The sequence below is a fragment of the Rhizorhapis suberifaciens genome, from assembly GCF_014200045.1.
Taxonomy (GTDB): Bacteria; Pseudomonadota; Alphaproteobacteria; order Sphingomonadales; family Sphingomonadaceae; genus Rhizorhapis; species Rhizorhapis suberifaciens.
Genome location: NZ_JACHOV010000005.1, coordinates 239,629 through 266,381 on the forward strand (window position 1 = coordinate 239,629; position 26,753 = coordinate 266,381).

At 59.5% G+C, this 26,753-nt stretch carries 20 protein-coding genes; 15 read left to right on the plus strand and 5 right to left on the minus strand.

All coding sequences use genetic code 11. The annotated features are described in order from the left end of the window. Window positions 1-4: 4 nt before the first annotated feature. From lspA to HNQ99_RS08445, 5 genes are all read left to right on the plus strand, one after another. On the plus strand, window positions 5-517 hold the full coding sequence (lspA, locus tag HNQ99_RS08425; RefSeq protein WP_184475191.1) for a signal peptidase II: 513 nt from the start codon (window positions 5-7) through the stop codon (window positions 515-517). Further along, entirely contained in the window at window positions 510-932 is a 423-nt protein-coding gene (locus HNQ99_RS08430) for a DUF3035 domain-containing protein (RefSeq protein ID WP_184475192.1), read from the plus strand. Before lspA ends, HNQ99_RS08430 begins: the two co-directional genes overlap by 8 nt. A gap of 123 nt (window positions 933-1,055) precedes the next feature. Further along, window positions 1,056-2,090, plus strand: a complete 1,035-nt coding sequence (locus tag HNQ99_RS08435; RefSeq protein WP_184475193.1) for a quinone-dependent dihydroorotate dehydrogenase — start codon at window positions 1,056-1,058, stop codon at window positions 2,088-2,090. An 18-nt stretch (window positions 2,091-2,108) separates the two neighbouring features. After that, window positions 2,109-3,782, plus strand: a complete 1,674-nt coding sequence (gene ggt / locus HNQ99_RS08440) for a gamma-glutamyltransferase (protein ID WP_184475194.1) — start codon at window positions 2,109-2,111, stop codon at window positions 3,780-3,782. A gap of 143 nt (window positions 3,783-3,925) precedes the next feature. Beyond that, a complete protein-coding gene (locus HNQ99_RS08445) occupies window positions 3,926-5,716 on the plus strand; it encodes an AMP-dependent synthetase/ligase (RefSeq protein ID WP_184475195.1) in 1,791 nt (596 codons plus the stop codon). Window positions 5,717-5,733: 17 nt separating this feature from the next. Here HNQ99_RS08445 and rfbC read toward each other — a convergent pair whose 3' ends face one another. The 4 genes from rfbC to HNQ99_RS08465 form a co-directional block, all read right to left on the minus strand. Continuing rightward, complete coding sequence (gene rfbC / locus HNQ99_RS08450; protein ID WP_184475196.1) at window positions 5,734-6,282, minus strand: dTDP-4-dehydrorhamnose 3,5-epimerase; 549 nt, start codon at window positions 6,280-6,282, stop codon at window positions 5,734-5,736. Between the two features lie 11 nt (window positions 6,283-6,293). After that, entirely contained in the window at window positions 6,294-7,610 is a 1,317-nt protein-coding gene (locus HNQ99_RS08455) for an NAD(P)H-dependent oxidoreductase (RefSeq protein ID WP_322790345.1), read from the minus strand. Window positions 7,611-7,776: 166 nt separating this feature from the next. Then, entirely contained in the window at window positions 7,777-8,559 is a 783-nt protein-coding gene (rfbF, locus tag HNQ99_RS08460; RefSeq protein WP_322790343.1) for a glucose-1-phosphate cytidylyltransferase, read from the minus strand. Window positions 8,560-8,569: 10 nt separating this feature from the next. Continuing rightward, complete coding sequence (locus HNQ99_RS08465) at window positions 8,570-9,619, minus strand: NAD-dependent epimerase/dehydratase family protein (protein ID WP_184475198.1); 1,050 nt, start codon at window positions 9,617-9,619, stop codon at window positions 8,570-8,572. A 619-nt stretch (window positions 9,620-10,238) separates the two neighbouring features. Between HNQ99_RS08465 and rpoB the strand changes: the two genes are divergently transcribed. From rpoB to HNQ99_RS08480, 3 genes are all read left to right on the plus strand, one after another. Next, window positions 10,239-14,399: a DNA-directed RNA polymerase subunit beta gene (gene rpoB / locus HNQ99_RS08470; RefSeq protein ID WP_184475199.1), complete on the plus strand. Its 4,161-nt coding sequence runs from the start codon at window positions 10,239-10,241 to the stop codon at window positions 14,397-14,399. A 119-nt stretch (window positions 14,400-14,518) separates the two neighbouring features. Beyond that, the gene (rpoC, locus tag HNQ99_RS08475; RefSeq protein ID WP_184475200.1) at window positions 14,519-18,772 is read left to right on the plus strand and encodes a DNA-directed RNA polymerase subunit beta'; all 4,254 of its coding nucleotides are present in this window, start codon (window positions 14,519-14,521) and stop codon (window positions 18,770-18,772) included. A gap of 120 nt (window positions 18,773-18,892) precedes the next feature. Continuing rightward, window positions 18,893-20,050, plus strand: coding sequence for a GGDEF domain-containing protein (locus HNQ99_RS08480; protein WP_184475201.1), 1,158 nt, complete (start codon window positions 18,893-18,895; stop codon window positions 20,048-20,050). Window positions 20,051-20,062: 12 nt separating this feature from the next. Here HNQ99_RS08480 and HNQ99_RS08485 read toward each other — a convergent pair whose 3' ends face one another. Beyond that, on the minus strand, window positions 20,063-20,578 hold the full coding sequence (locus tag HNQ99_RS08485; protein WP_184475202.1) for a hypothetical protein: 516 nt from the start codon (window positions 20,576-20,578) through the stop codon (window positions 20,063-20,065). 69 nt (window positions 20,579-20,647) lie between these two features. On the opposite strand from HNQ99_RS08485, the gene HNQ99_RS08490 reads away from it, so the two are divergent. The 7 genes from HNQ99_RS08490 to HNQ99_RS08520 all read left to right on the plus strand — a co-directional run bounded on the left by HNQ99_RS08490 (window position 20,648) and on the right by HNQ99_RS08520 (window position 26,546). Beyond that, window positions 20,648-21,595 carry an AEC family transporter gene (locus tag HNQ99_RS08490; protein WP_184475203.1) on the plus strand — a complete coding sequence of 316 codons (948 nt, stop codon included), beginning with the start codon at window positions 20,648-20,650 and terminating at the stop codon, window positions 21,593-21,595. A 131-nt stretch (window positions 21,596-21,726) separates the two neighbouring features. Then, window positions 21,727-22,095: a 50S ribosomal protein L21 gene (gene rplU, locus HNQ99_RS08495; RefSeq protein ID WP_184475204.1), complete on the plus strand. Its 369-nt coding sequence runs from the start codon at window positions 21,727-21,729 to the stop codon at window positions 22,093-22,095. A 22-nt stretch (window positions 22,096-22,117) separates the two neighbouring features. Next, the gene (rpmA, locus tag HNQ99_RS08500; RefSeq protein WP_184475205.1) at window positions 22,118-22,387 is read left to right on the plus strand and encodes a 50S ribosomal protein L27; all 270 of its coding nucleotides are present in this window, start codon (window positions 22,118-22,120) and stop codon (window positions 22,385-22,387) included. Window positions 22,388-22,598: 211 nt separating this feature from the next. Continuing rightward, a complete protein-coding gene (locus HNQ99_RS08505) occupies window positions 22,599-23,171 on the plus strand; it encodes a GNAT family N-acetyltransferase (RefSeq protein ID WP_184475206.1) in 573 nt (190 codons plus the stop codon). Window positions 23,172-23,346: 175 nt separating this feature from the next. Next, on the plus strand, window positions 23,347-24,390 hold the full coding sequence (gene obgE, locus HNQ99_RS08510; protein WP_184475207.1) for a GTPase ObgE: 1,044 nt from the start codon (window positions 23,347-23,349) through the stop codon (window positions 24,388-24,390). Beyond that, entirely contained in the window at window positions 24,372-25,505 is a 1,134-nt protein-coding gene (gene proB / locus HNQ99_RS08515) for a glutamate 5-kinase (protein WP_184475208.1), read from the plus strand. The genes obgE and proB overlap by 19 nt, the downstream gene beginning before the upstream one ends. 108 nt (window positions 25,506-25,613) lie before the next feature. Continuing rightward, the gene (locus HNQ99_RS08520) at window positions 25,614-26,546 is read left to right on the plus strand and encodes an NAD-dependent epimerase/dehydratase family protein (RefSeq protein ID WP_184475209.1); all 933 of its coding nucleotides are present in this window, start codon (window positions 25,614-25,616) and stop codon (window positions 26,544-26,546) included. The last annotated feature ends 207 nt before the right edge of the window (window positions 26,547-26,753 follow it).

Genomic DNA, 26,753 nt, shown 5'->3' on the forward strand with positions numbered 1-26,753 from the left:
CATCATGGCCATCAGGAAAAATTACCGGAATCTGGGCATTGCGGCAGCAGCGACCATTTTCACCCTCGACCAACTCATCAAATATGTCGTCGTCTATCCGCTGGCGCTCGAATCCCGGCAGGTCATTGACCTCCTTCCCTTTTTCGATCTCAACTTCGTACGCAACTATGGAGTCTCCATGGGCTTCTTCCGGGCCGATTCCGACATCATGCGCTGGGCGCTGGTGGGGATGACAGCGGCAATTGCGATCTTTGTCGGCCTGTGGATGTGGCGAGAAAAGGCGCGAGACGATGTGATAGCGCTCGGCCTGGTCCTGGGCGGCGCGCTCGGTAATATCGTCGACCGGGTGCGATTCGGCTATGTCGTCGACTTCGCCGATTTCCATATCGGCAACTGGCGGCCCTTTTTGATCTTCAATCTTGCCGATGCGGCCATTACGATAGGTGTGTTGATCCTGCTTGCGCGGGCGTTGCTGCTGCGCGACAAGGGGGGGAATGTGGAGAAAAGAAATGCGTAGAGTTGTTGTGGGCTTCGGCCTTTGTGCCATGGCCCTGGGCCTTTCAGCCTGCGGTTCGGGCGGCGGCATTTTCGGTCGTGACCGGCCGGACGAATTTGCGGTTTCACGCGCCGCCCCGCTGGTCATTCCGCCCGATTTCGCCATGGTCCCGCCCCAACCGGGCGCTGCCGGCCGTGCCGACAGCAGCAACGCCAATAGACAGGCCCTGGAGGCCATGTTCGGGGGTGATGCCGCACGTAGCGCAGCCGAGCGAGGACTGCTGAACGCTGCTCAAACCAGCAGCGCCGATCCCGCCATCCGCTCAAGCGTTGGCGATCCCGCCACGGCCACCGTCAGCAAAGGCGCGGCCACTCGCGACATCATTGCCGCGCCCGAAGGCGACGGTCAGTATGCGAAAACCGCCACGCCTCAGTAATTGACGTGCTGTAGTCGTGGTAAGGGCAGCAGTTCAGAAACAGCAGTGACCCCGGCCTCCTCCACGCCCAGGTGTTCGGGATCACTGGACCCCTGAGCCACAGGCTGGCATAGGCCGCTGCTTATGGCCTATTTGATCCTTCGTTCCCTGCTGTTCCGCCTCGACGGTGAAGCCGCCCACCGTCTTACGGTCCGTGCCTTATCGTTTCTGCCCTCCGGCACCCCGCCAATCGAAGATCCGGTACTTTCCAGCACCGTAGCGGGTCTTCGTTTCCCCAATCCGGTAGGTCTCGCCGCGGGGTTCGACAAGGATGGCGAAGTCGCACACAAGATGCACCGTTTGGGCTTTGGATTTACCGAGCTTGGCACGCTGACGCCGCTTCCACAGCCAGGCAATCCCCGCCCCCGCCTTTTTCGGCTGCTGGAAGATCACGCCGTCATCAACCGGATGGGATTTAATAATGGCGGGCAACCCGCGGCAATCGCGCGGCTGAAGGGGCATGCCAAACGCGGTATTACAGGTATCAATATTGGCGCAAACAAGGACGCCAGCGACAGAATAGCCGATTATTCCATCGGGGTTCGGAACATGAGCCCGCTGGCCGATTATCTGACGGTCAATATCAGCTCCCCCAACACGCCAGGTTTGCGCGCGCTGCAGGACAGGGGCGCGCTGGACGAACTGCTCGCCGCTGTCATGGAAGCGCGAGGGGGAAAACGCCCTCCTATCTTCCTGAAAGTGGCGCCCGATTTGGAGCCTGCGGATATAGACGATATCGCCGAATTGAGCGCGGCGCATCATGTGGACGCCCTCATCGTGTCCAACACCACCATTAGCCGCCCGCCGCTACGGTCGCGCTTTGCCGATGAATCAGGCGGCCTTTCCGGCGCGCCGCTGCACGATCTAGCGCTGCAGAGGGTGCGCGATTTTCGGAAGGCGACGGGCGCATCGATCCCGCTTATCGGCGCAGGAGGCATTGCCACTGCGGAGCAGGCTTATGCCCGCATCCGGGCGGGTGCGTCCTTGATTCAGCTGTACAGCGCGCTGGTGTTTGAAGGACCGGGCCTGCCAAAGCGCATCAATGCCGGCCTTAAGACCTTGCTTTTGCGCGATGGCTTTACGCAAATATGCCAAGCGGTTGGAAGCGACGCCGCCTAACACGAGGCCGCAGAAACGATGCTGAAATTCCTCCTCTCCTTTTTCCTGATCATCGCCGTGCCCGTTCTTCCCGCAAGGGCAGAGGGAGGGTCCGTTTCCTCGGCCGATCCGCGCGCGACTGCCGCCGGTCAGGAAATTCTGCGCAAAGGGGGCAGCGCTACTGACGCTGCTCTTGCCATGCTGGTCGCGCTGACGGTGGTAGAACCTCAGTCCAGTGGCATCGGCGGGGGCGGCTTCCTGATCCACCATGACGGCAGGCTGGGCCTTCTGGACACGATTGACGGGCGCGAAACGGCTCCATCGGCAGCCGGACCGGGTCGCTTTCTGGGGACCGACGGCAAGCCTCTTCCCTTCATTCGGGCTTTTCCAGGCGGTCTTTCCGTCGGCGTCCCTGGCAATTTGCGACTAATGGAAATGGCGCATCGCAAATGGGGCAAGCTCCCCTGGACCGACCTGTTCCAACCTGCGATCCGGCTGGCCGAAGAGGGGTTCGAGGTTAATCAGATCCTCTATAGCCGACTGACGGCGACAGCCCCGCTTTGGAAGGATTTTCCGGACGCGCAGGCGATCTACTGGCGCGAGGGAAAGCCCGTTCCGGTTGGCACCGTCATTCGCAATCCCGCTTTGGCGGCCTTTCTGAAGCGTCTGGCCACCGAAGGACCAAGCGCCTTTTACAGTGGCGCCAATGCGCAGGCGATTACGAACGCCCTCGCTCGCGCCCCCATCAATCCGGCGGTAATGACCCCAGAAGATCTCACCGCTTACCAGGCCAAGCAGCGCCCTGCCCTCTGTTCGCATTACCGCATTTATGTGGTTTGCGGCATGGGTCCGCCGTCCTCCGGCGCGATCGCCATCATCCAGATGCTGGGCATGCTCGAACGCTTCGACATGGCAAAGCTTGGGGCGGACAATCCGAAGAGCTGGCACTTGATTGGCGAAGCCATGCGCCTGGCCTATGCGGATCGGGACAAATATCTGGGCGACCGCGATTTCGTCGAGGTGCCGGTGGCTGGGCTCATCGATCCCAATTATCTGCTGCGGCGATCAAAGCTCATCTCGGCGGACCATGCCCGCAAAAACTATGAGCCTGGAACGCCGGCGGGCGCGGTCAAGCGCACACCTGCACCCTCTTCAGAAGTGCCTGCCACAAGCCATTTTGTGGCTGCGGACGGGAATGGCAACATCGTCACCATGACCTCCACTATAGAAGGCGCCTTTGGCAGCCAGCTGATCGCCAACGGCTATTTCCTCAACAATGAACTGACCGATTTCAGCTTCGCGCCTGAAAAGGATGGCGCGCCAGTCGCTAATCGCGTCGAGGCCGGAAAGCGGCCGCTTTCCTCCATGTCACCAACCATCGTTTATGACGCGAACGGCAAGCCTATATTGGCACTGGGGTCGGCAGGCGGCAAACGGATCATCATGCATGTGTTGAAGACGCTGGTAGGCGTGCTCGACTTTGGTCTCCCTGTGGAAACGGCGATCGCGTTGCCCAATATCTTTTTCAACGATGAGGGGTTGCTGGTCGAACAGGATAGTTCAGTCGCTGCCATGATTCCGGCTTTGGAAAAATTGGGGCAGAAGGTGCAGGCCACCGTTGTGACATCGAAGGTGAATGCCGTTCAGCGGGCAGCGAATGGGTGGACCGGAGCCGCCGATCCGCGCAGTCCGGGCGTGGCATTGGCGGAATGAAGCTTCAACTTTAGCAATAAAAAGCGGCTGCGCCTGGGCGCAAATACCCGCTCTCCTTTCATATTCCGCCTTGACTTCCCTACCCCAGCCGACGGACACCGCGTCAACGCCACGGAAGATTGGTGCAAACCACGAGGGCCTGCATGCGCGCGTTTGAACATTTCCCAAACCTGGTGACCATGTTCTTCACGCGGGCGGCGGATAAAGGCGATGCGCCGTTTCTCTGGTACAAGGAAACGGGCGAATGGCGCTCGCTAAGCTGGGCCGAAACGGCGCGACGGGTGGCGGCCCTTGCAGAAGGGCTAAAGGCCAACGGTCTGCGCCGGGGCGACACGGTGATGCTGGTATCGGAAAACCGTCCGGAATTCTGCATTGCCGATCTGGCTATCATGGCGGCGGGCGGCGTCACGGTTCCCACCTACACCACCAACACCACTCGCGATCATCAACATATACTGGACGATAGCGCCGCCAAAGCCGTCATCGTCTCTACCGCAAAACTGGCTCGAACCCTTATGCCTGCGGTGCTCCGTTCCCAGGTTAATCTGGTCGTATCCATGGAACCGGTCCGTCCAGTACAGGGCGGCAACATTGCGTTCAGCGAATGGGGCAAGCTGATCACTGCGCATGAGGGGAACCTTGCCGACTGTGCGAAGCATGCCGAACAGCTTCATCGTCACGATCTCGCCTGTCTGGTCTACACCAGCGGAACTGGTGGCGCGCCACGCGGCGTGATGCAGCATCATGGGGCGATACTGCACAATATCGACGGTTGCATCGACATTATCGCCGAAGATTTCGGATGGAATGATGAGGTATTCCTCTCCTTCCTGCCGCTCTCCCATGCCTATGAACATACAGGCGGCCAATTCTTTCCGATCGGCCTTGGCGCGCAGATATACTATGCTGAGGGCCTCGAAAAGCTCGCTTCCAACATGGAAGAGGTACGGCCCACCATCATGGTCGTTGTACCTCGCCTGTTTGAGGTTCTGCGCGCTCGAATGCTAAAAGCCGTCGAAAAGCAGGGTCCGATCGCCGCCTATTTGTTGCGGCAGGCACTGCGCATTGGCGGAAAAAGTTACGAAGGTAATGTGCCGCTATGGGACCGACCCGCGCAGGCGCTAGTAAACAGGACGATCCGACCGAAGATTCAGCAACGTTTCGGGGGACGGATGAAGGCGCTGGTTTCAGGCGGCGCGCCGCTAAATCCCGATATAGGAATATTTTTCCACTCGCTCGGCCTCACCTTGTTGCAAGGCTATGGCCAGACCGAAGCGGGGCCAGTGATCAGTTGCAATCGGCCGCGTGCCGGGCTGAAGATGGATATGGTCGGTCCGCCCCTCAAAAATACTGAGGTCCGTATCGCTGAAGACGGCGAAATACTGGTGCGTGGCGAACTGGTCATGAAGGGCTATTGGCGCAATGAGCGGGAGACCGACCGCGTTCTCTCCGACGACTGGCTCCATACCGGCGACATCGGCCTTATCGATGAAAAGGGCCGTATCAAGATCACCGACCGCAAGAAGGACATCATCGTCAACGACAAGGGCGAAAATGTCGCGCCGCAGAAAATTGAAGGGATGCTTACCCTTCAGCCGGAAATCGGGCAGGCCATGGTTTGGGGCGACAAACGCCCGCACCTGGTGGGGATCATCGTACCTGATGCAGAATGGCTGAGGGAATGGGCAAGGACGAATGGCCTTCCGCACGATGAAATGGCGCTGAAAGTTAATTCGGCCTTCCAGGCCGCTGTCCGCGCCTCGGTGGATCAGGTCAACAAGGATTTGTCCGTCACGGAAAAGGTCCGCCGATTCATCTTCGCCGATGAGCCCTTCTCGATCGAAAACCAGGAAATGACGCCATCATTGAAGATCCGGCGGCACATGATTCGGGCGCGTTATGGGGAGCGGCTGGACGCGTTATATGGCGGATGAAGGATCGGAGTTTTCCCTCAGAACATCCCCGGTCCCTCCGCAGTGAGCAGCGGCCAATTGGCGTCCTTCTCTGATATCACCGAGACCGGCAGCGGCCATTTTATGCCTAGCAGTGGATCATTATACCTCACCCCGCCCTCAGCCTCCGGCGTGTAGGGCGCCGACACCAAATACGACACTTCGATATCGTCCACCAAAGTCTGAAACGCATGGGCGAAGCCCGGCGGCACATATAGCTGCCGGTGGTTTTCCGCTGTAAGCTCAAACCCCTCATGCCGAAGATATGTCGGCGAATTGGTACGCAGGTCCACAATTACGTCCAGTATAGCGCCCCTGACACAGCGAACCAGCTTCGCCTCGGTATAGGGCCGCCGTTGAAAATGCATGCCACGAATTGTTCCCGCAGTGGCGGAAACGGACATATTCTGCTGAACATAATCCGTTGCTAGCCCGTATCTCGCAAATTCATCGCGGCACATTGTCCGGGCGAAGCTGCCACGCTCATCGCCTCTCAACTCGGGCTCGATCAGCCAGGCATCCTTAAGTGTGGTTTCATGAAAGATCATTACGCGCCCCTTCAATATGCCGGTTCGATCAAGGGAAACCGCTCTATTTGCTCGGCATACAGCGCATCGACCACGCGCCCGGCTGGCAGTTCGACGTCCGAGAAGGTCAGGGCGGCATCCTTGGCTACCGGCCGAATAACGCGGCACCCCAAGGCTATACCCATCGGAAGCAGGCGCTCGCGTGCAATGATATCGCTGTTCTCTGCAACGCCATAGGCTTCAAAGCCGCCGAATTCGGAAATGACGTCTCCCCGGTCCAAATCCTTCTTGGCCACCGCGACCACGCCAACCTGCGGCTTGCCCAAGGGGGCGAGCACGGCGTCACCGAACAGGACCGCCCGCGCTATCGAATTCGGCACTTCGAAATGGCAAAGATGATAGGGCGTGTAGAAGCAATAATAAGGGCCGCTTCCAAGCTTGTAGAGATTGAGAAAGTGCTGCTGGCGAGGATCGTCATGCGTGCCCAGTACGAACACGCCCGGACCAGGTCGCGCGCCTACCACATAGTCGACCAGCCCCGGACCCAGCGGCTCCAGATATTCGGCAAAGGCCGAGACCGTCTCTTCCAAAGGAACCAGCGGCGCGGTGGGGTCGCCGCCGGAGAAATCCGGACCGACCATGCCCCGCCGAGCGACCTTCATAGCTGTGCCGTTGGCGACAATGGCCTGCTCAAAGGAGATTTTGGTTCCATCGGCGAAAGAGGCGACCATCGCTGCTTTCTGGCCCCATTTTTCGGCAAAGCCTCGCTGAGTCTCGGGATTGCGATAGGGGTCGTGCAGCCCTTTGATGTTGCCGCAGAGCACCGGCTTTACGCCAAGCCCCGCAACAAATCGGTACAGGTTCATCTGCACGCCCGGCTGATCGCCATCGGAAAAGCTGTAGATGACACCGGCTTCGTCAGCCTTGGCCTTCAATATCGGGCCTATGGTGCCATCCAGTTCGGCGTTCATCTGCACCACATGCTTGCCAGCGCCGATCGCCGTCAGCACCACACCCGCCGCATAATCGACAGAGCCTGTAACTTCGACCAAAACGTCGACGCCGTCGGCTTGAGCAAGGCCTATGGCGTCCTCCGTCACCGCTGGGTGGCCAGAAGCGATTGCAGCCTCGATGGCCCGTCGATTACCGCAGCGAAGCGGGTCGACCCCAATGTCCGTAAAGGCGCGGATAGCCGGATCGATATGCCGGTTGGCAAGCGCAACCACCCGCATGCCTTTTACCGACCGGACGATCTGCCTAACGATGGCCGCGCCTTGAAAGCCAGCACCGACAATGCCGACCCTGATGGGTTTTCCCTCCGCTTCCCTGCGGGCCAGGGCAGTGTCCACAATGATCAAAATGACCTCCTGATCGTCGAGAAAGGAAATCCCGACATCGCCTTTTCTTCATTACCGCAAAGGCGGAAATCCGTCTCCCAAGCTTCCAGATTGGTTGACTGCCGGGAATTGGATGTTCGCCTGCACCGGGATCGCAGATGCGAAAAAAAAGACTTCATCAGTCCCAAACTTTCCACGGTGCGCCGTCGGCCCACTGGGCCTCGAGCATCTGCTTGTCGCGCAGGGAATCCATGCTCTGCCAATAGCCATGATGATGGTAACTTGCGAGCTTGCCCCGGTCGATCAGACGCTCCATCGGCTCCTGCTCAAATATGGTATCGTCGCTGTCCAGCAGGTCGAGCATCTCCGGTTCGCAGGCAAAAAAACCGCCATTGATGAGACCGCCGTCCATCATGCCCTTTTCACGAAAGCCTTCTACCCTGGTTCCATCGGCGCCGATCCGCAGCGCGCCATAGCGGCCGGGCTGAGTCACGGCCGTAAGGGTACACCAGGCCCGCGCCTGCTCATGCGTAGCGATCAGCTTGCGCAAGTCGACATTGCTGACCCCATCGCCATATGTGAGCAGGAACCGCCCTCCCTCCAGCAAATGGCGCGCCCGCCGAATGCGCCCACCGGTCATGGTGTCGGGGCCGGTATCAATCACCGTCACCCGCCAATCCTCGCTGACCGGATCCAGAAATTCCATGGCACCCGTCTTCAGATCAATGGTGAAGTCGGAATGATTAGCGCGATAATGGGTGAAATAGTTGCGTATGAAATCGACCTTGTAACCGCCCAGGATCACAAAATCATTGAAACCATAATGCGAATACATTTTCATGATATGCCACATGATCGGCCGCCCGCCGATTTCCACCATGGGCTTGGGTCGAATAGTCGTTTCCTCGCTCAGCCGCGTACCGAAGCCGCCTGCAAGCAGCGCCACCTTGACCATGTTCATGCTCCCTCGTTCAGGCGGCCGGCTGCCAGTGGAGATCCTCGGTCAAACGCCCCTGGGCGATATGGCCTTGCAGAACGTGGAGCCGGATAAGCGACGAATTGCGGAAATCGGGATCAGCAAATCCCATGGAAGTCAGTCCCTCGATCAACAACCCGATCGATTGGCCAAGGCTGATCCTAGGCTGATGATCGGGCGCCAGTTCGGCATAGCGGCTGAAATCGACCTGATAGGAACGGCTGTCGGCCGGCGCGTCGGTATTGATGCTGACGCTGGTGCCTGGCACTTCCTTCGCCACGGCTTCGGCGAGATCGCGGACCTGGTAGTTGCCGGCGCTGCACCCGGCATTCACCGTCAGGAAACGGCCGCCCTGCTCCGCCCGGCGTGTCGCCGCCCATTCCATGGCGCGGGCCATGTCCACTGTGTCAATCAGCGGACGCCAGGGGGTGCCATCACTCAACACCGTGATTTTCTTTTGCGAAAGCGCGCAGGCCACAAAATCGTTCAGAACCAGATCCAGCCGCAGCCGGTCGGACATCCCGCAAGCGGTTGCGAACCGCAGGCAGGTGATCACCATGTCCGTGTCGAGTTCGGCCAGTCCCTGCTCCGTTCCGATTTTAGAGGCAGCATAAGCAGTCACGGGATTGAGCGGATCGTCCTCCTTGCGGGGGCCACCCTCCGCAACGCCATAGACGCTGCAGCTCGACGCGAAGACGAAGTTGCGTACCCCTGCCTCACTGGCCATTCGGGCGATGGAGATCGAGGCATCCTGATTGATCGCCCTTGTAACAGCGGCAAAACGGTTCCCCATGGGATCATTGGACACGGCCGCCAGATGAATGACGGCATCATATCCGCGCAGCATAGCGGGATCGATCATGCGAACGTCGCCAAAGGTCTGCTGGTCCAATTCGCGTTCCGGCAGGTAACGGACGTCGGTCAGGCAATGGGCGAAATAACCATTGTCAAAGCCGTGAAGGAAAGCGCCGGGAAAGGCGCTGCGCAACCGCCTGACGACGGCGGGTCCCACATAACCCATATTGCCCGTAATTAAGATTTTCATGGCTGTCCTATGATGACAAAGCTCCCCAAGAACCGTTTATACACAGGAGGGATGGCGCAACAATGGCGGGGGCTCCGCGTAATCCCGTTCAAAAACCATGTTGTCTCAAGAACAATTTTCAAATTGGCCGTGCGTAGGAAACATTCCTATAAGTAAGATGGAAAATTTGTTAAAAAATTACGGCGCTTGCCACCTGCTAATCCTTTAGAGTTATAGCCTGGGACTGTTCGGAAAAGACGAGTGATTCTCTGGAGCAGTGCCCCATGCAGGAATATTCCTCATCCTGTTTTTCTCGGGGCTCATAGCAGGACGGAGGGAACCCGTGGGAGAGCGATTTACCCTTCACAAAATCCAACAGCCTCTCTATATAGGCCGTTCGAGTTTTCCTGGCTTCATCCCGTCACTTGCCGTGACTGAGGCCGCTCTCGCTCCCTCGGGATACGATCCGTTTTGCGCGGCGGATCGCCAGAATTGAGGGATTTTGAGGGTTTTACCAGACGCAGACAGTGCGGTTCCGACAGTCCGGACCCGCACTTTTTTTCGTGGGCCTACATCCGCGAATCGGCTGCAATCCCGCTGCAAGGCGGAAAAAAGTTTATGAAAACAAGGCAGGAACAGCATGGCGACCAAGGCAGTCCCCCCGGCACATCTCAACTCCGGCGCAAAGAAGCGCATCCGCAAGGTTTTCGGCAATATTCACGAAGTGGTGCAGATGCCGAACCTCATTGAGGTTCAGCGCGAATCCTATGAGCAGTTCCTGCGCTCCAACCCTGCCATCGGCTATGTATCGGGGCTGGAAAAGACCCTGCGCAGCGTATTCCCGATCCGCGATTTCGCCGGCACGGCCGAGATGGATTTCGTCCAGTACGAACTGGAAGAACCGAAATATGACACCGAGGAATGCCGTCAGCGGGGTATCACTTATGCCGCGCCGATGCGCGTCACGTTGCGCCTGATCGTATTTGAAGTCGATCAGGACACCGAAACCCGCTCCGTCCTCGATATCAAGGAGCAGGACGTCTATATGGGCGACATGCCGCTCATGACGCAGAACGGCACCTTCGTCATCAACGGCACCGAGCGCGTGATCGTGTCGCAGATGCATCGTTCGCCGGGCGTGCTGTTCGACCATGATCGAGGCAAAACCCACAGTTCCGGCAAATATCTCTTCGCCGCCCGCGTCATCCCCTATCGCGGAAGCTGGCTGGACTTCGAATTCGACGCGAAGGACATCGTCAACGTCCGCATCGACCGCAAGCGCAAGCTGCCGGTCACCGCGTTGCTCTTCGCGCTGGGCCTTAACGGCGAGGAAATCCTCAATACCTTCTACAACACCGTGACCTTCGTTCGTGGCGAAGGCGGCTGGAAAATTCCGTTCAGCGCGGAAAACTGGCGCGGACAAAAGCCGGCTTTCGACATCATCGACGCCAGTTCAGGCGAGGTGGTGTTCCCCGCCGGCCAGAAGATTTCGCCGCGTGCAGCGAACAAAGCCGCCAAGGACGGTCTTGAAAACCTCCTGATTCCCACCGAGGAAATCTTTGGCCGCTACAGCGCCTACGACCTGATCAACGAAAAAACCGGCGAGATCTATATCGAAGCTGGCGATGAGGTTTCGAGCGAAAATCTGGAAAAGATCGACAAGGCGGGCATCGACCATCTTGACCTGCTCGACATCGATCATGTCACCACGGGCCCCTGGATCCGCAACACGCTGAAGGCCGACAAGGCCGAAGACCGTGATCATGCGCTTTCCGATATCTATCGCGTCATGCGCCCCGGCGAGCCGCCGACGCGCGAAACCGCCGAAGCGCTGTTCGAAGGGTTGTTCTTTGATTCCGAGCGCTACGATCTGTCGGCAGTGGGCCGCGTCAAGCTCAACATGCGTCTCGACCTCGACTGCGAGGATACGGTCACTACGCTTCGCCGCGAGGACATCATCGCTGTCGTCAAGGAACTGGTGAACCTCAAGGACGGCAAGGGCGAGATCGATGATATCGACAATCTCGGCAACCGCCGCGTCCGTTCGGTGGGCGAGCTGCTGGAGAACCAGTATCGCGTCGGCCTGCTGCGCATGGAGCGTGCGGTCAAGGAGCGGATGAGCTCGGTCGACGTATCCACCGTGATGCCGAACGATCTCATCAACGCCAAGCCCGCCGTGGCCGCGGTACGTGAGTTCTTCGGTTCCTCGCAGCTTTCACAGTTCATGGACCAGACCAATCCGCTGTCGGAAGTCACCCACAAGCGCCGCGTGTCGGCCCTTGGACCGGGTGGTTTGACCCGCGAGCGCGCAGGTTTCGAAGTCCGCGACGTTCATCCGACGCACTATGGCCGTATCTGCCCGATCGAAACGCCGGAAGGCCCGAACATCGGTCTGATCAACTCGCTGGCTTCGTTCAGCCGTGTTAACAAATACGGCTTTATCGAGACGCCCTATCGCAAGGTGGTCGACAACAAGGTAACAAATGAAGTCGTCTACCTTTCCGCCATGGAAGAGGCGAAGCACACGATCGCGCAGGCGAACGCCGAGCTGGATGCCGATGGCGGCTTTACCGAGGAAATCGTCTCCTCCCGTCAGGCAGGCGAATTCCTGATGGCCCCCCGCGACACCATCACACTGATGGACGTCAGCCCCAAGCAGCTGGTATCGGTCGCGGCCTCGCTCATCCCATTCTTGGAAAATGACGACGCGAACCGCGCGCTCATGGGTTCGAACATGCAACGTCAGGCCGTGCCTCTGGTCCGCGCGGAAGCACCGTTCGTCGGGACAGGCATGGAAGAGACGGTTGCGCGGGATTCCGGCGCCGCCATCGCCGCCAAGCGGGCGGGCGTGGTCGATCAGGTCGACGCGACCCGTATCGTTATCCGCGCGACCGAAGAAATCGAACCCGGCAAGTCGGGCGTCGATATCTACACGCTCATGAAGTTCCAGCGGTCGAACCAGGACACCTGCATCAACCAGCGTCCGCTGGTGAAGGTGGGCGACGTGGTCGCAAAGGGCGACGTCATTGCCGACGGCCCCTCGACCGAATTGGGTGAACTGGCTCTTGGCCGCAACACCCTCGTCGCGTTCATGCCCTGGAATGGCTACAACTACGAAGACTCCATCCTGATCTCCGAACGGATCGTGAAGGATGACGTCTTTACCTCGATCCACATCGAAGAGTTCGAGGTCATGGCCCGTGACACGAAGCTTGGGCCTGAAGACATCACCCGCGACATTCCGAATGTCGGCGAGGAAGCGCTCCACAACCTCGACGAGGCGGGCATTGTCTATATCGGCGCTGAGGTCGAGCCGGGCGACATTCTGGTCGGCAAGATCACGCCGAAGGGTGAAAGCCCGATGACGCCGGAAGAAAAACTGCTTCGCGCCATCTTCGGTGAAAAGGCGAGCGACGTGCGCGACACTTCGCTCCGCCTGCCGCCGGGCGTTGCCGGGACGGTGGTGGAAGTCCGCGTCTTCAACCGCCACGGCATCGACAAGGACGAGCGCGCCATGGCGATCGAGCGGGAAGAAATCGACCGCCTCGCCAAGGACCGCGAGGACGAACGCGGCATTCTCAACCGCGCCACCTTCAACCGTCTGCGCGAAATGCTGCTCGGCCAAGTGGCCACCGCGGCGCCCAAGGGCATCAAGAAGGGCGTCGAAATCACCGACGAACTGCTTGAGGAAGTCGAGCGCCACGAATGGTGGAAGTTCGCGGTTCAGGACGACACCGTCCAGGCGCACCTCGAAGCCGTGAAGGCGCAGTATGACGATGCGGTTAAGCTGATCGTCGACAAGTTCGAGGACCGCCGCGACAAGCTGGAACGGGGCGACGAACTGCCGCCGGGCGTGCTGAAGATGGTCAAGGTGTTCGTCGCGGTGAAGCGCAAACTCCAACCGGGCGACAAGATGGCCGGCCGTCACGGCAACAAGGGTGTCATCTCCCGCATCCTTCCTGTCGAGGACATGCCTTTCCTTGAGGACGGCACCTTCGTCGATATCGTGCTTAATCCGCTGGGCGTGCCGTCGCGCATGAACGTCGGGCAGATCTTTGAAACGCATTTGGGCTGGGCCGCTCGCGGTCTGGGCCAGCAGATCAAGGAAGCACTGGAAGCATGGCGCGAAGCCAATCCGAATGCGCAGGCGGCTACCCCGCCAGAAGCTGTTCGTGATCGGCTGAAGACCATTTACGGCGAAAGCTACACCGGCGAACTGGACGACCGTTCCGACGATCAGATCGTTGAAATGGCGACCCTGCTCACCACGGGCGTGCCGATGGCCACACCGGTGTTCGACGGCGCACGTGAAGCGGACGTTGCCAACATGTTGCAACTGGCTGGGCTGGACCGCTCGGGTCAGGTGGATCTGTTTGACGGACGCACGGGCGACAAGTTCGACCGTAAGGTGACCGTGGGCTACATCTACATGTTGAAGCTTCACCACCTTGTCGACGACAAGATCCACGCCCGCTCAATCGGCCCCTACTCGCTCGTCACACAGCAACCGCTGGGGGGCAAGGCGCAGTTCGGTGGTCAGCGTTTCGGGGAAATGGAGGTCTGGGCGCTTCAGGCCTACGGCGCCGCCTACACTTTGCAGGAAATGCTGACGGTGAAGTCGGACGACGTGGTTGGCCGCACCAAGGTTTACGAGGCGATCGTCAAGGGCGACGACACGTTCGAAGCCGGCATTCCGGAGAGCTTCAACGTTCTGGTCAAGGAAATGCGGTCGCTCGGCCTTAATGTCGAACTGACCGCGCTCGACGAGATCGAGGACGGACAGGCTGAAGCGGCTGAGTAATACGCTCCCCTCCCGCGTGCGGGAGGGGCAAGGGGTGGGCCTGAAAGCGCACCCTTGAGATAGAATTCCCACCCCCAACCCCTTCCGCAAGCGGGAGGGGAGCTTGATGAGGGAAAGAAATGAACGAACTGACCAATTTCGCTAACCCGGTTTCCAAGCCAGAGTCCTTCGACCAGATCCAGATCGGTCTGGCCAGCCCAGAGCGTATCCGCAGCTGGTCCTTCGGCGAGATCAAGAAGCCCGAGACCATCAACTATCGTACGTTCAAGCCTGAGCGCGACGGCCTGTTCTGCGCGCGCATCTTTGGCCCGATCAAGGACTATGAATGCCTGTGCGGCAAGTACAAGCGCATGAAGTACAAGGGCATTGTCTGCGAAAAGTGCGGCGTCGAGGTTACCGTCTCGAAGGTTCGCCGCGAGCGCATGGGCCATATCGAGCTCGCCGCCCCGGTTGCTCACATCTGGTTCCTGAAGTCGCTGCCATCGCGCATCGGCCTGCTGCTCGACATGCAGCTGAAGCAGCTTGAACGCGTCCTTTACTTCGAAGCCTATATCGTGATCGAGCCGGGCCTGACGCCGCTCGAGAAATATCAGCTTCTGAACGAAGACGAACTGATCGAGGCGCAGGACGAATATGGCGAAGACGCCTTTTCTGCCGGCATCGGCGCGGAAGCGGTCAAGCAGATGCTTATCGACCTCGACCTTGAGGGCGAACGCGAAATTCTGCTCAAGGACCTGGCCGAGACCAAGTCGGAACTGAAGCCCAAGAAGATCATCAAGCGCCTTAAGGTCGTGGAGTCCTTCATTGATTCGGGCAATCGCCCAGAATGGATGATCCTGGATGTCGTGCCGGTCATTCCGCCTGAACTTCGCCCGCTGGTTCCACTGGACGGCGGCCGCTTCGCGACGTCCGACCTCAACGACCTGTATCGCCGCGTTATCAACCGTAACAACCGCTTGAAGCGGCTGATGGAGCTTCGTGCGCCCGACATCATTGTGCGGAACGAAAAACGCATGCTGCAAGAGGCGGTTGACGCGCTGTTCGACAATGGCCGCCGCGGCCGCATCATCACCGGCGCCAACAAGCGTCCGCTGAAATCGCTTTCCGACATGCTGAAGGGCAAGCAGGGCCGCTTCCGTCAGAACCTGCTCGGCAAGCGCGTCGACTATTCGGGCCGTTCCGTGATCGTGACCGGACCGGAACTCAAGCTGCACCAGTGCGGCCTGCCAAAGAAGATGGCGCTGGAGCTGTTCAAGCCGTTCATCTACGCCCGCCTCGACGCCAAGGGTCTGTCCATGACCCTGAAGCAGGCCAAGAAGTGGGTCGAGAAGGAGCGCAAGGAAGTCTGGGACATTCTGGACGAAGTCATCCGCGAACACCCGGTCATGCTGAACCGCGCGCCGACGCTTCACCGTCTTGGCATCCAGGCTTTCGAGCCCGTACTGATCGAGGGCAAGGCGATCCAGCTTCACCCGCTGGTCTGCTCAGCCTTCAACGCCGACTTCGACGGTGACCAGATGGCCGTGCACGTTCCGCTGAGCCTTGAGGCGCAGCTGGAAGCGCGCGTGCTGATGATGTCCACCAACAACATCCTCAGCCCTGCCAATGGCAAACCGATCATCGTTCCCTCGCAGGACATGGTCCTCGGCATCTACTATCTTTCCATGGAGCGCGAAGGCGAACCTGGCGAGGGTATGCTGCTGTCCGACATGGCCGAGGTGCATCAGGCGCTCTTTGCCAAGGCAGTGACGCTTCACAGCAAGATTGTCAGCCGCGTTCCCCAGACGGACGAGCAGGGCAATGAATATATGCGGCGTTTTGAAACGACGCCGGGCCGCATGCTGATCGGCGAATGCCTGCCCAAGAGCCACAAGGTGCCCTTCGACATCGTAAACCGCCTTCTCACCAAGAAGGACATCGGTGATGTGATCGATCAGGTCTATCGCCACACGGGTCAGAAGGACACGGTGCTGTTTGCCGACGCGATCATGTCGCTTGGCTTCCGTCATGCGTTCCAGGCCGGCATTTCCTTCGGCAAGGATGACATGATCATTCCAGATTCGAAGCTGGCGACCGTCGACGAAACCCGTGCGCTGGTTGCCGATTATGAGCAGCAGTATCAGGACGGCCTGATCACCCAGCAGGAAAAGTACAACAAGGTGATCGACGCATGGTCGCGTTGCGGCGATGTCGTCGCCAATGCGATGATGGATGAGATCAAGGCGACACCACGTATGGATGATGGCCGTCTCGCGCCTATCAATTCCATCTATATGATGTCGCACTCCGGCGCGCGTGGTTCGCCCGCTCAGATGAAGCAGCTCGCCGGGATGCGCGGACTGATGGCCAAGCCTTCGGGCGAGATCATCGAAACGCCGATCATCTCGAACTTCAAAGAAGGCCTTACCGTTCTCGAATACTTCAATTCGACTCACGGCGCTCGTAAGGGCTTGGCAGATACGGCGCTCAAGACGGCGAACTCGGGCTACCTGACCCGCCGCCTTGTCGATGTGTCGCAGGACTGCGTCGTGGTCGAGGAGGATTGCGGCACCGAAAAAGCGCTGGAGATGAAGGCCATCGTCCAGGGCGGCTCGGTGATTGCCTCGCTCGGCGAGCGTATCCTGGGTCGTACGACTGCCGAGGATATCGTCGACAGCAAGGACGGATCGATCCTGATCGAAACCGGCACGCTGCTCGATGAAGCCGCAATTGCGCGGATCGAGGCCATTGGCATCCAGGCGGTCAAGATCCGCTCACCATTGATCTGCGAATCGAAGATGGGCGTTTGCGGTAAATGCTATGGTCGTGACCTCGCACGCGGTACGCCAGTCAACATCGGTGAAGCGGTGGGCGTCATCGCGGCGCAGTCGATCGGTGAACCGGGCACGCAGCTTACCATGCGGACCTTCCACATCGGCGGCGCGGCGCAGCTCAACGAGCAATCGAACCTGGAAGCAGTGTCGGACGGCACGCTGGAACTGCGCGACATGCCGACCATCGTCGACAGCCGCGGTCGCCGCCTGTCGCTCGCCCGCAATGGTGAGTTGGCGATCATGGACAGCGAGGGCCGCGAACGCGCCGTCCATCGCCTGCCCTATGGCGCACAGATCATGCACGCCGACGGGACTCAGGTGAAGAAAGGCGACCGCATCGCCGAATGGGACCCTTTCACCATGCCGGTGATCACTGAAAAGCCAGGCATTGTGAAATATCAGGACCTGATCGACGGCAAGACTTTGATCGAGCAAACCGACGAAGCAACGGGTATCGCCCAGAAAGTGGTATCGGAGCATCGCGGCGCCGCACGGTCGAAGGAGGACCTGCGTCCTCGCCTCACCCTGCTCGACACCGATAGCGGCGAAGCCGGGCGCTACATGCTGGCGATCGGCGCAATGCTTTCGGTCGAGGATGGACAACAGGTGCAGGCCGGTGACGTCCTGGCCCGCGTCAGCCGCGAAGCCGCCAAGACCCGTGACATCACCGGCGGTCTGCCGCGTGTTGCGGAGCTGTTCGAAGCGCGCAAGCCTAAAGACAACGCCATCATTGCCAAGGTGTCCGGCCGCGTCCAGTTCCTCAAGGATTACAAGGCGAAGCGTAAAATCGCCATCGTTCCTGAGGACAGCGAACCGGTCGAATATCTGATCCCGAAGTCGAAGGTTATCGACGTTCAGGAAGGCGACTATGTGAAGCGGGGCGACAACCTCATCAGCGGATCGCCCGACCCGCACGACATTCTCGAAGTGCTCGGCATCGAGGCATTGGCCGAATATCTGGTCAGCGAAATCCAGGAAGTCTACCGCTTGCAGGGCGTGAAGATCAACGACAAGCATATCGAAGTGATTGTTCGCCAGATGCTGCAGAAGGTGGAGATCACCCATGCGGGCGACACTACCCTGCTGCCCGGTGAGCAGGTCGACCATGAGGAAATGAACGAGATCAACGACAAGCTGAAGCCGGGCCAGGAGCCCGCCGAAGGCAAGCCGGTGCTTCTGGGCATAACCAAGGCGTCGCTGCAGACCCGCAGCTTCATCTCGGCCGCGTCTTTCCAGGAAACCACTCGCGTCCTTACCGAGGCGGCGGTTCAGGGGAAGAAGGACACGCTCGTTGGCCTCAAGGAAAATGTCATCGTCGGCCGTCTCATCCCTGCAGGTACTGGCGCAGGCATGAACCGCATGCGTATCGCCGCCAGCAGCCGCGATGCAGCGCTGCGTGCTCAGTTCAAGGCCATGCAGACTCACCTCATAGCGCCGTTGACGGCCGAAGAGGAGCATGTGGCCGAACTGCAGCAAGGGCCGGAAGCCGCCATTGGAGACGATCCGTTGGCCGCAGTCCAGGGCGAGGATTTCACGACCGAGGACCTCGATCAGGAATGACAAGCACTGGCCGATGTCAGATCGGCCTGACGTTCCGCAAAAATCCCGCCGGGCGCAATCCGGCGGGATTTTTCATGTCTTAAGGTTAAATGTAACGCCTGTGTTACCGTTCTTGTGCCCATGGGATATGAGGCTACATCGATCCGGGTAGGGCACATCAAGGCTGTAACCGCGCCGCGCGGTCGCCTTTCGCAATGGTTGGGCAACCTGCTTTCCAATGAGCCGGAAGAAGCGGATAATGGCGAAGCCGAGGGCCCGCCCCGCTTTGATCGGCTCGAACAGCGGCGGGCTAGGCTCTATGAGGAAATCGGCGAGTTCATGTTCGCCCATGACCTGGACCTGACGCCACTCAATTTCGGCCTGGCCTATGATTATGTGACCGGCAATGACCGCGCCATCGAGCAGGCGGTCAGGGCCATCATCATGGAAAAGGGCAAGCTCAGCAACAGCCAGGCGGAAACCATATTGGCTGAAGCCAATCATGATGAGGTCACGCCCGAAGCCATGACCGAAATGCTGGATTCGGTTGAAGCCAATCTGGGCCAGCTATCGGAACTGGTGCAGAAATCGCAGCACGAAGCCAATCATTATGGCGATCAGTTGCAGGCGCAGGTTCGCGATCTGGCTATCCCAGAAAAGGCTGGACCAGTCATGGGCCAACTCATCGCGCTCACTCAGTCGATGATCGACAAGAGCCGCGCTGTTGAAGCGCAGATGCGCGAAAGTCAGAAGCAGACAAAGCTGCTCAAGAAAAATCTGGAACATGCCCGCAAGGCCGCCGAACAGGATCACCTCACCGGCCTGCCCAATCGCCGCGCCTTTGAAGTCATCCTGCGCGAAGCCGCTCAAAGAGCGCAAATCAGCGGCAAAGCGCTCAGCATTGCCTTTTGCGATATCGACCATTTCAAGCAGATCAACGACGTCCATGGTCATGACGTCGGCGATCGCATCCTGAAATTCGTCGGCAAGCTGCTTGCAGATATATCCAACGACACCTGCCATGTGGCTCGTCATGGCGGCGAAGAATTCGTGATGTTGTTCGAGGGCCAATCGACAAAAGCCGCCTGTGAAATTGTGGATGCCGCGCGCATCGATCTGTCCCATCGGACGCTGGTGAACAAGACGACAGGCGAAAGGTTGGACGCGGTCAGCTTCTCCGCCGGTATCGCCGATGTCGCAGCTTATGAGGACGCCCGCGAAGCGCTTCGCGCCGCCGACGCGGCCATGTATGATGCGAAGGCGGACGGCCGTAACCGGGTCTATATCGCAGCTGCGTAAGCGGTTCCGCGGTCAAGGCGCAGCCAGCCGGTTCCTCAGCTCATCCAGGACATCATTCTGCCGGTCCACAATGGCGATGATATCCGTCCTTGCCCGATTGATGAGGTCGTCGCCTCCTAGCGCCTCACCGCCAGCAATCGCATTCATCCGTTTGACGTAAAGGGTATCAAGGCTCGCGAGCGCCGACACGCTGTCATAGCGCTCACTTTCCAGTGTGGAGATGGCAAGCTCTGCTGCAACCCAGGACTCGCTCGAAACCGATGCACCGGCCGCCTTATTGACGCGTTCCCTGGCGCCTGCCAGCCCAGCATCAAACGAAACCGCTCCTGCCCGCGCCTTGGCAACCAATTCGCCCACTTCTTTGGCCAATGCAGTATCTTCCTGCACCTCGGTCGGAGCCGGGCTCGCCACTTCGCTTCCACTCGACTCGATGGGCCGCTTGGCCAGCGATGGATAATCGCCACTCGTTCCACCGGCGCATCCCGCCAGGAACAAGGCAAACATCTGGATAGCGGCTTTCAGCTTCATCCTGCTCATCTATGCAGAGCGGAGCGCATTGGCAACCGCATCCGAAACATCTAGAGCTGCAAGCATCACATGCTTTCAACCGCCCTGATCATCCTTCCCATCTTCCTGATCATCCTTGCCGGCTATCTAAGCCGCAAGGCAGGCCTGCTGGGCGACCCGGCAAGCCGTGAGCTGAACCGGTTCGTCGTCTGGCTCGCCCTCCCCTGCCTGATGTTTGATGTCGTGGCCACGACAGATTGGCGGGCGGTGTGGCATCCGGGGTTCGTCGCCGCATCCCTGATCGGCAGCTTCCTGGTTTTTGCCGCAGGGCTGCTGGCCGGCAAGGCGCGCGGGCTTAGCCTTGCGGACATGAGTGTCGATGGGCTGAATGCGTCCTATTCGAATTCCGCCTATATTGGCCTTCCCCTCATGTTCCTGATCTTTGGAGAGGCCAGCCGCCCATTTGTGGTGATCGCCGCGACATTGACGCTGATGATGCTGTTCGCGGCAGGCATCATCCTCATCGAAATTGCACAGCATAGCGGCCATAAGAGTCACATCGTCCTGGGGAAGGTCACTAAGTCGATCCTGCGCAATCCCATCGTGATGTCGCCCCTCGCAGGCCTAGCGTGGTGGCTTACTGGCTTACCCCTGCCCCAGCCTGTCGATACATTTGTGTCCCTGCTCGGGACCGCCGCCAGTCCGGTCGCGCTGGTTGCGATCGGCCTTTTCCTGGCCGCCCGTCCAATTAAGAAAGCGGCGGCGCATCCATCCGTCCTGGCGCTCGCGGCCATAAAGTTGCTGGCGCATCCGGCAATCACTGCGGTCCTCGCCTTCTTCATATTGCAATTGCCCGATCGGATCGCCGTTATGGCCATAACCATAGCCGCCCTCCCCACCGGCACTGGGCCCTTCATGGTGACAGAGTTCTACGCTCGTGACGGAAAGGTGACTTCGGGCGCGATATTCCTTTCCACGGTCCTTTCGGTACTGACGATCACGGCGATCCTTACCTTGCTTGGCCAAGGCGTACCGTAAAAGTGGCTGCTCACCGGCCAAGACCGTTGACAGAAAGGACTCAATCCAGTAGCGGACCGGCTTCCCGCGCCGAGGCATGCGGCATCAGCCATTTGTCTTGCGCCAAGCATTGAAGAATGAAGAGACAAGCCATGTTCGCTGTTGTGCGTACGGGCGGCAAGCAATATCGTGTTGCCGCAGGAGACAAGATCGTAGTTGAAAAGCTGGCTGGTGAAGCTGGTTCAACGATTGCGCTGGACGATGTTCTGCTGGCCGGCGAAGGCACGGAGCTGAAGGACACCAAGGGCTTGACCGTTTCTGCCGAAATCATCGCGCAGGCGAAGGGCGAGAAGGTCATCGTTTTCAAGAAGCGCCGTCGGCACAATTACCGCCGCCGCAATGGCCATCGCCAGCAGCACACGATCCTGAAGATCCTGAGCATCGGCGCTGAAAAGAAGGCTGCGCCGAAGAAGGCTGCAAAGGCCGAGGCCGCCCCCGCTGCTGAAGCTGGCGAAGCCTGAGACGAGATAAGGAGCATAGGAAATGGCACATAAGAAAGCAGGCGGCTCCTCGCGCAATGGTCGCGACTCAGAGTCCAAACGCCTTGGCGTAAAGAAATTCGGTGGCCAGCAAGTCATCGGCGGCAACATTCTGGTCCGTCAGCGCGGCACGAAATTCTATCCGGGCCGCAATGTCGGCATCGGCAAGGATCATACCCTCTTTGCCCTCGCAGAAGGCCGTGTATCCTTCCACGAAGGCAAGCTCGGTCGCAAATATGTCCATGTCGACATGATGGCCGAAGCCGCAGAATAATTCGGACGATTCCATGACAGGGTCGTCCGCCAGGGCGACCCGGGATCCGCAACAGTCGGATCCGCTTTGCAGGGAGACGGGACGCCCCGGTCTCCCTTTTTGTTTTTTCTCCCTCCATCACCACGCTTCGGCGCATTGCCCACACCGGGGCCTGAAAATGTCGCCAAGCTGTAACCAAATGCCGTCACGGCAACGTGCAAAGGAGAGAAAAATGTTTGCCCGTACCGAAAGATTGCTGCTCCGCCCCGGCTGGCGTGAAGATGCGCCCGCACTAGCCGCTGCCATTGGCGACGAAGGCATCATCCGCAATCTCGCCCGCGCGCCTTGGCCCTATGGCGAGGAGGATGCGCTGCGCTATTTGGAAAGCATGCAGACTTCAGGATTGCCTGAATTCCTGATCTTCTCCCGCACGCGTGGCGCCCCTCGCCTGGTTGGCGGCTGCGGAATCATGCCTGATAATCATGAAGGTCTTGAGCTTGGGTATTGGATTGCCCGCCCCTATTGGGGCCTGGGATTTGCGACCGAGGCCGGCAAAGCAGTTGTCAAAGTAGCTCGTGCGATGGACCTGCCGAAGCTGCGGGCCGGGCATTTCCTGGATAACCCCGCGTCCGGCAATGTTCTCCGCAAGATTGGTTTCCGTCCCACCGGCCGCGTCTCCCTGCGCCATAGCAGTGGCCGGGGCGAACACGCGCCTTGCGCGCTGTTCGAAGAAGGGGATCCTGTGAAGATGCGACAAGACTCCTCGGAAGATCTTTATCATGATCGGCACGCGATGGCCGCCTAACCTCCCCCTCTCCCTGTAAAAGAGAGGGCCTGAGGGTGAGGGTAAGCAAGACTCCTTCTCAATAAGGAGTCCCACACACCCTCACCCGGTTCGGTTTCACCTCGCCACCCTCTCCTTCGAAGGGAGAGGGATATACAACTAGCCATCCGCCCCATTCCATCCTACATGCACGCCCATGCATTTCCTGGATCAGGCCAAGATCTTTATCCGTTCGGGCGCAGGCGGCCCCGGCGCGGTGAGTTTCCGGCGCGAAAAATATGTTGAATATGGCGGACCTGACGGCGGAGACGGCGGCAAGGGTGGCGACATCATCTTTGAGGCGGTCGACGGACTGAACACCCTGATCGACTTCCGTTACACTCAGCATTTCAAGGCGCAGCGCGGCATCCCGGGGGCGGGTAAGAACCGCACGGGAGCTGGCGGCCAGGACCTTCTCATCCAGGTGCCGGTAGGTACGCAGGTCATCTCTGACGACGGCGAGGAATTGCTGGCCGACTTCACCAAGGTCGGTCAACGCATCACCTTGCTGCGCGGAGGCGACGGTGGACGCGGAAATGCCAGTTACAAGAGCAGCACCAACCGTGCCCCCCGCCAGCACGGCACCGGCTGGCCTGGCGAGGAAATGTGGGTCTGGCTGCGGCTGAAGCTCCTCGCGGACGTGGGACTGGTCGGACTGCCTAACGCCGGCAAATCCACATTCATCAACCAGGTCACAAATGCCAAGGCCAAGGTTGGCGCCTATCCTTTCACCACCACCAAGCCGCAACTTGGCGTCGTCAGCCACCGCGAACGGGAATTCGTGATCGCTGATATACCCGGCCTGATTGAAGGCGCGGCGGAGGGAGCGGGCATCGGCGACCGCTTTCTTGGCCATATTGAACGCTGCCGGGTGCTTCTACATCTGGTCGACGCGACCGGCGACGATCCGGTGGCCGCATGGAATATCGTACAGGATGAACTTACCGCCTATGGTGGCGGACTTGATGAAAAGCCGCAGCTTCTGGCGCTCAACAAAGGCGACTTGCTCGACGACGAGTTGATGAACGACATCGCCGCGCAACTCAGAGAGGCGGGCGCGGAGGATATTTACATCATCTCCGGCGCCACCGGAGCCGGGATTCCCGAGTTGCTGGACGATGTAGTGCGCCTGCTCGCCGCCCATCTGGACGAAGAGGAAGAGGATAAGGGGGACGATATGGCATGGTCGCCCCTGTCATAGAAGGCTTCGATCCGACCCGTTGGAACCGGATAGTCGTCAAGATTGGCTCATCCCTGCTCGTGGACGCCGACGGCCAGATTCGGGAAGGGTGGCTGAAAACCGTTATCGAGGACATTGCCGCGCGCCGCGAGGCGGGGCAGCAGATCATCATCGTTTCTTCCGGTGCAATTGCCCTGGGCGCCCGCCGTCTGAAGCTGCCCAAAGGCGGTCGGAACTGTATTGAGGATGCGCAAGCAGCAGCGGCCACGGGCCAAATCGCCCTTTCCCAGAAATGGGCCGAACTTTTGGGTGCAAAGAACCTTACGGCCGCGCAGATCCTGGTCACGCTCGACGATCTTGAACATCGCCGCCGTTACCTGAATGCGTCGGCCACGCTGGAACGCCTGCTCGGTCTTCACGTCATTCCCGTCGTCAATGAAAATGACAGCGTGGCGACCGAGGAAATCCGCTTTGGCGACAATGACCGCCTGGCAGCGCGCATAGCGCAGGCGGCCGACGCCGATGCAGTCATCCTGCTGTCGGACATCGATGGCCTTTACACGGCCAATCCACACAGGAATCCCGACGCGCATCTGGTCGAGCATGTCGAGGCGATCACGGACGAAATTGTAGCGATGGCCGATGGCGGCTCATCTTCCGGCATGGGGTCGGGCGGCATGCTTTCAAAGATAGAAGCCGCGAGAATCGCAAACAAGGCGGGCATTCACCTTGCCATTATCAGCGGTCATCAGGATTATCCGCTAAGCGGCTTTGCGAAGACTGGTAAAGGCACCGTTTTCCACGCAGCCGAGAGCCCCGCTGCACGTAAGAAATGGCTTGCGGGACGCCTGTCCATACGGGGACGGATCGTTATCGATGCGGGAGCAGCAAAGGCCCTGGCCAGCGGGAACAGCTTGCTCCCGGCAGGCGTTCGCAGTGTCAGCGGGGATTTCGCGCGTGGCGATGCCGTCGATATCCTGACGGAGGAAGGTCAGATCCTAGCACGGGGCCTGTCCGAATATGATAGCAGGGATGCGGTTCGAATTGCCGGACACCGGTCGGAAGAGATTGCCCATATCCTGGGCGGCGTCGCCCGTTCAGTTCTCGTCCATCGCGATCAAATGGTGATGCTATGAGGTTTCACATCGTCATTCCCGCGAACGTGGGAACCCATTCCTCATGGTTCATCACCGCCAAATGCCGCTCCATGGGTCCCCGCTTCCGCTATGTTTGCTGAAGTAAAAATGCCTGCCATAACCTCTCCCTTTCGCCTTGCCATAACCGGCGGAACCGGCTTTGTAGGCAAGGCTGTCGTCAGCCTCGCCTGTGCCCAGAGCGTTAGTTTGAACGCCCTCACGCGTCGCCCGCAGGAGGTCTGCGAAGGCGTCACATGGATCGATGGCGCGCTCGATCATGACGATAGCCTGTCGAGGCTGATGGCCGATGCCGATGCGGTCATTCACATTGCCGGAGTGGTGAATGCGCCCGGCCGCGCGGGCTTCAAGGCGGGCAACGCCGCAGGCACGCTGGCGGTGGTCCGTGCAGCGCGCGCGGCTGGCATCCGGCGTTTCGTCCACGTCTCCTCGCTATCCGCCCGCGAGCCTCACCTTTCACATTATGGTTGGTCCAAGCGTCGTGCGGAACAGATCGTCATGGCGAGCGGCATTGACTGGACGATTGTTCGTCCCCCCGCCATATTCGGTCCCGGCGACACCGAGATGCTCGACCTATTCCGCCTTGCCCGCCGCGGCCTAGTGCTGCTTCCTCCCAAAGGCCGGTTTTCGGTAATCGAGGTGAGCGACCTGGCACGCCTGCTGCTCGCCTGCGCTCACGATGAGAAACAGAGCGTCGGTGCAATCTATGAAGCCGACGACCGCCTGGAGGGCGGATGGAGTTATCAAAGTTTCGGCCGAGCTATCGGCTGGGCCGTGGGAAGGCGAATCCTACCAGTCTCTTTACCCGGGGCGTTCCTCCATCTTGCCGCCAAGGCGGACCGGCTGGCCCGCGGTACAAAAGCAAAGCTGACCGAAGACCGGGTCAATTATCTCTGCCATCCCGACTGGGTGATAGACCCGGCGAAACGCCCGCCGCCATCGCTGTGGCAACCGCAGGTTGGCACGAGATTGGGTCTGAAGAAAGCAGCGGAATGGTATCAGGAACAGGGTTGGCTGAAATAGCACGGTCGTGTTCATCCCGGGCGGGCAATTGCCAATGTCCAAGCGAACACGCATAAACTCAGCGCCAATGCCGCGCCCCGCGAATGTCGCCGACCATCGCGTCCTTGCGCATTAGAGCAACGAGCCATTAATCTGCAACATACCCAGCGTGTTTGAGATAATTCCAGCATTCGTCTGAGGAGTAGAGTTCGCAGATTGAGCCGACAG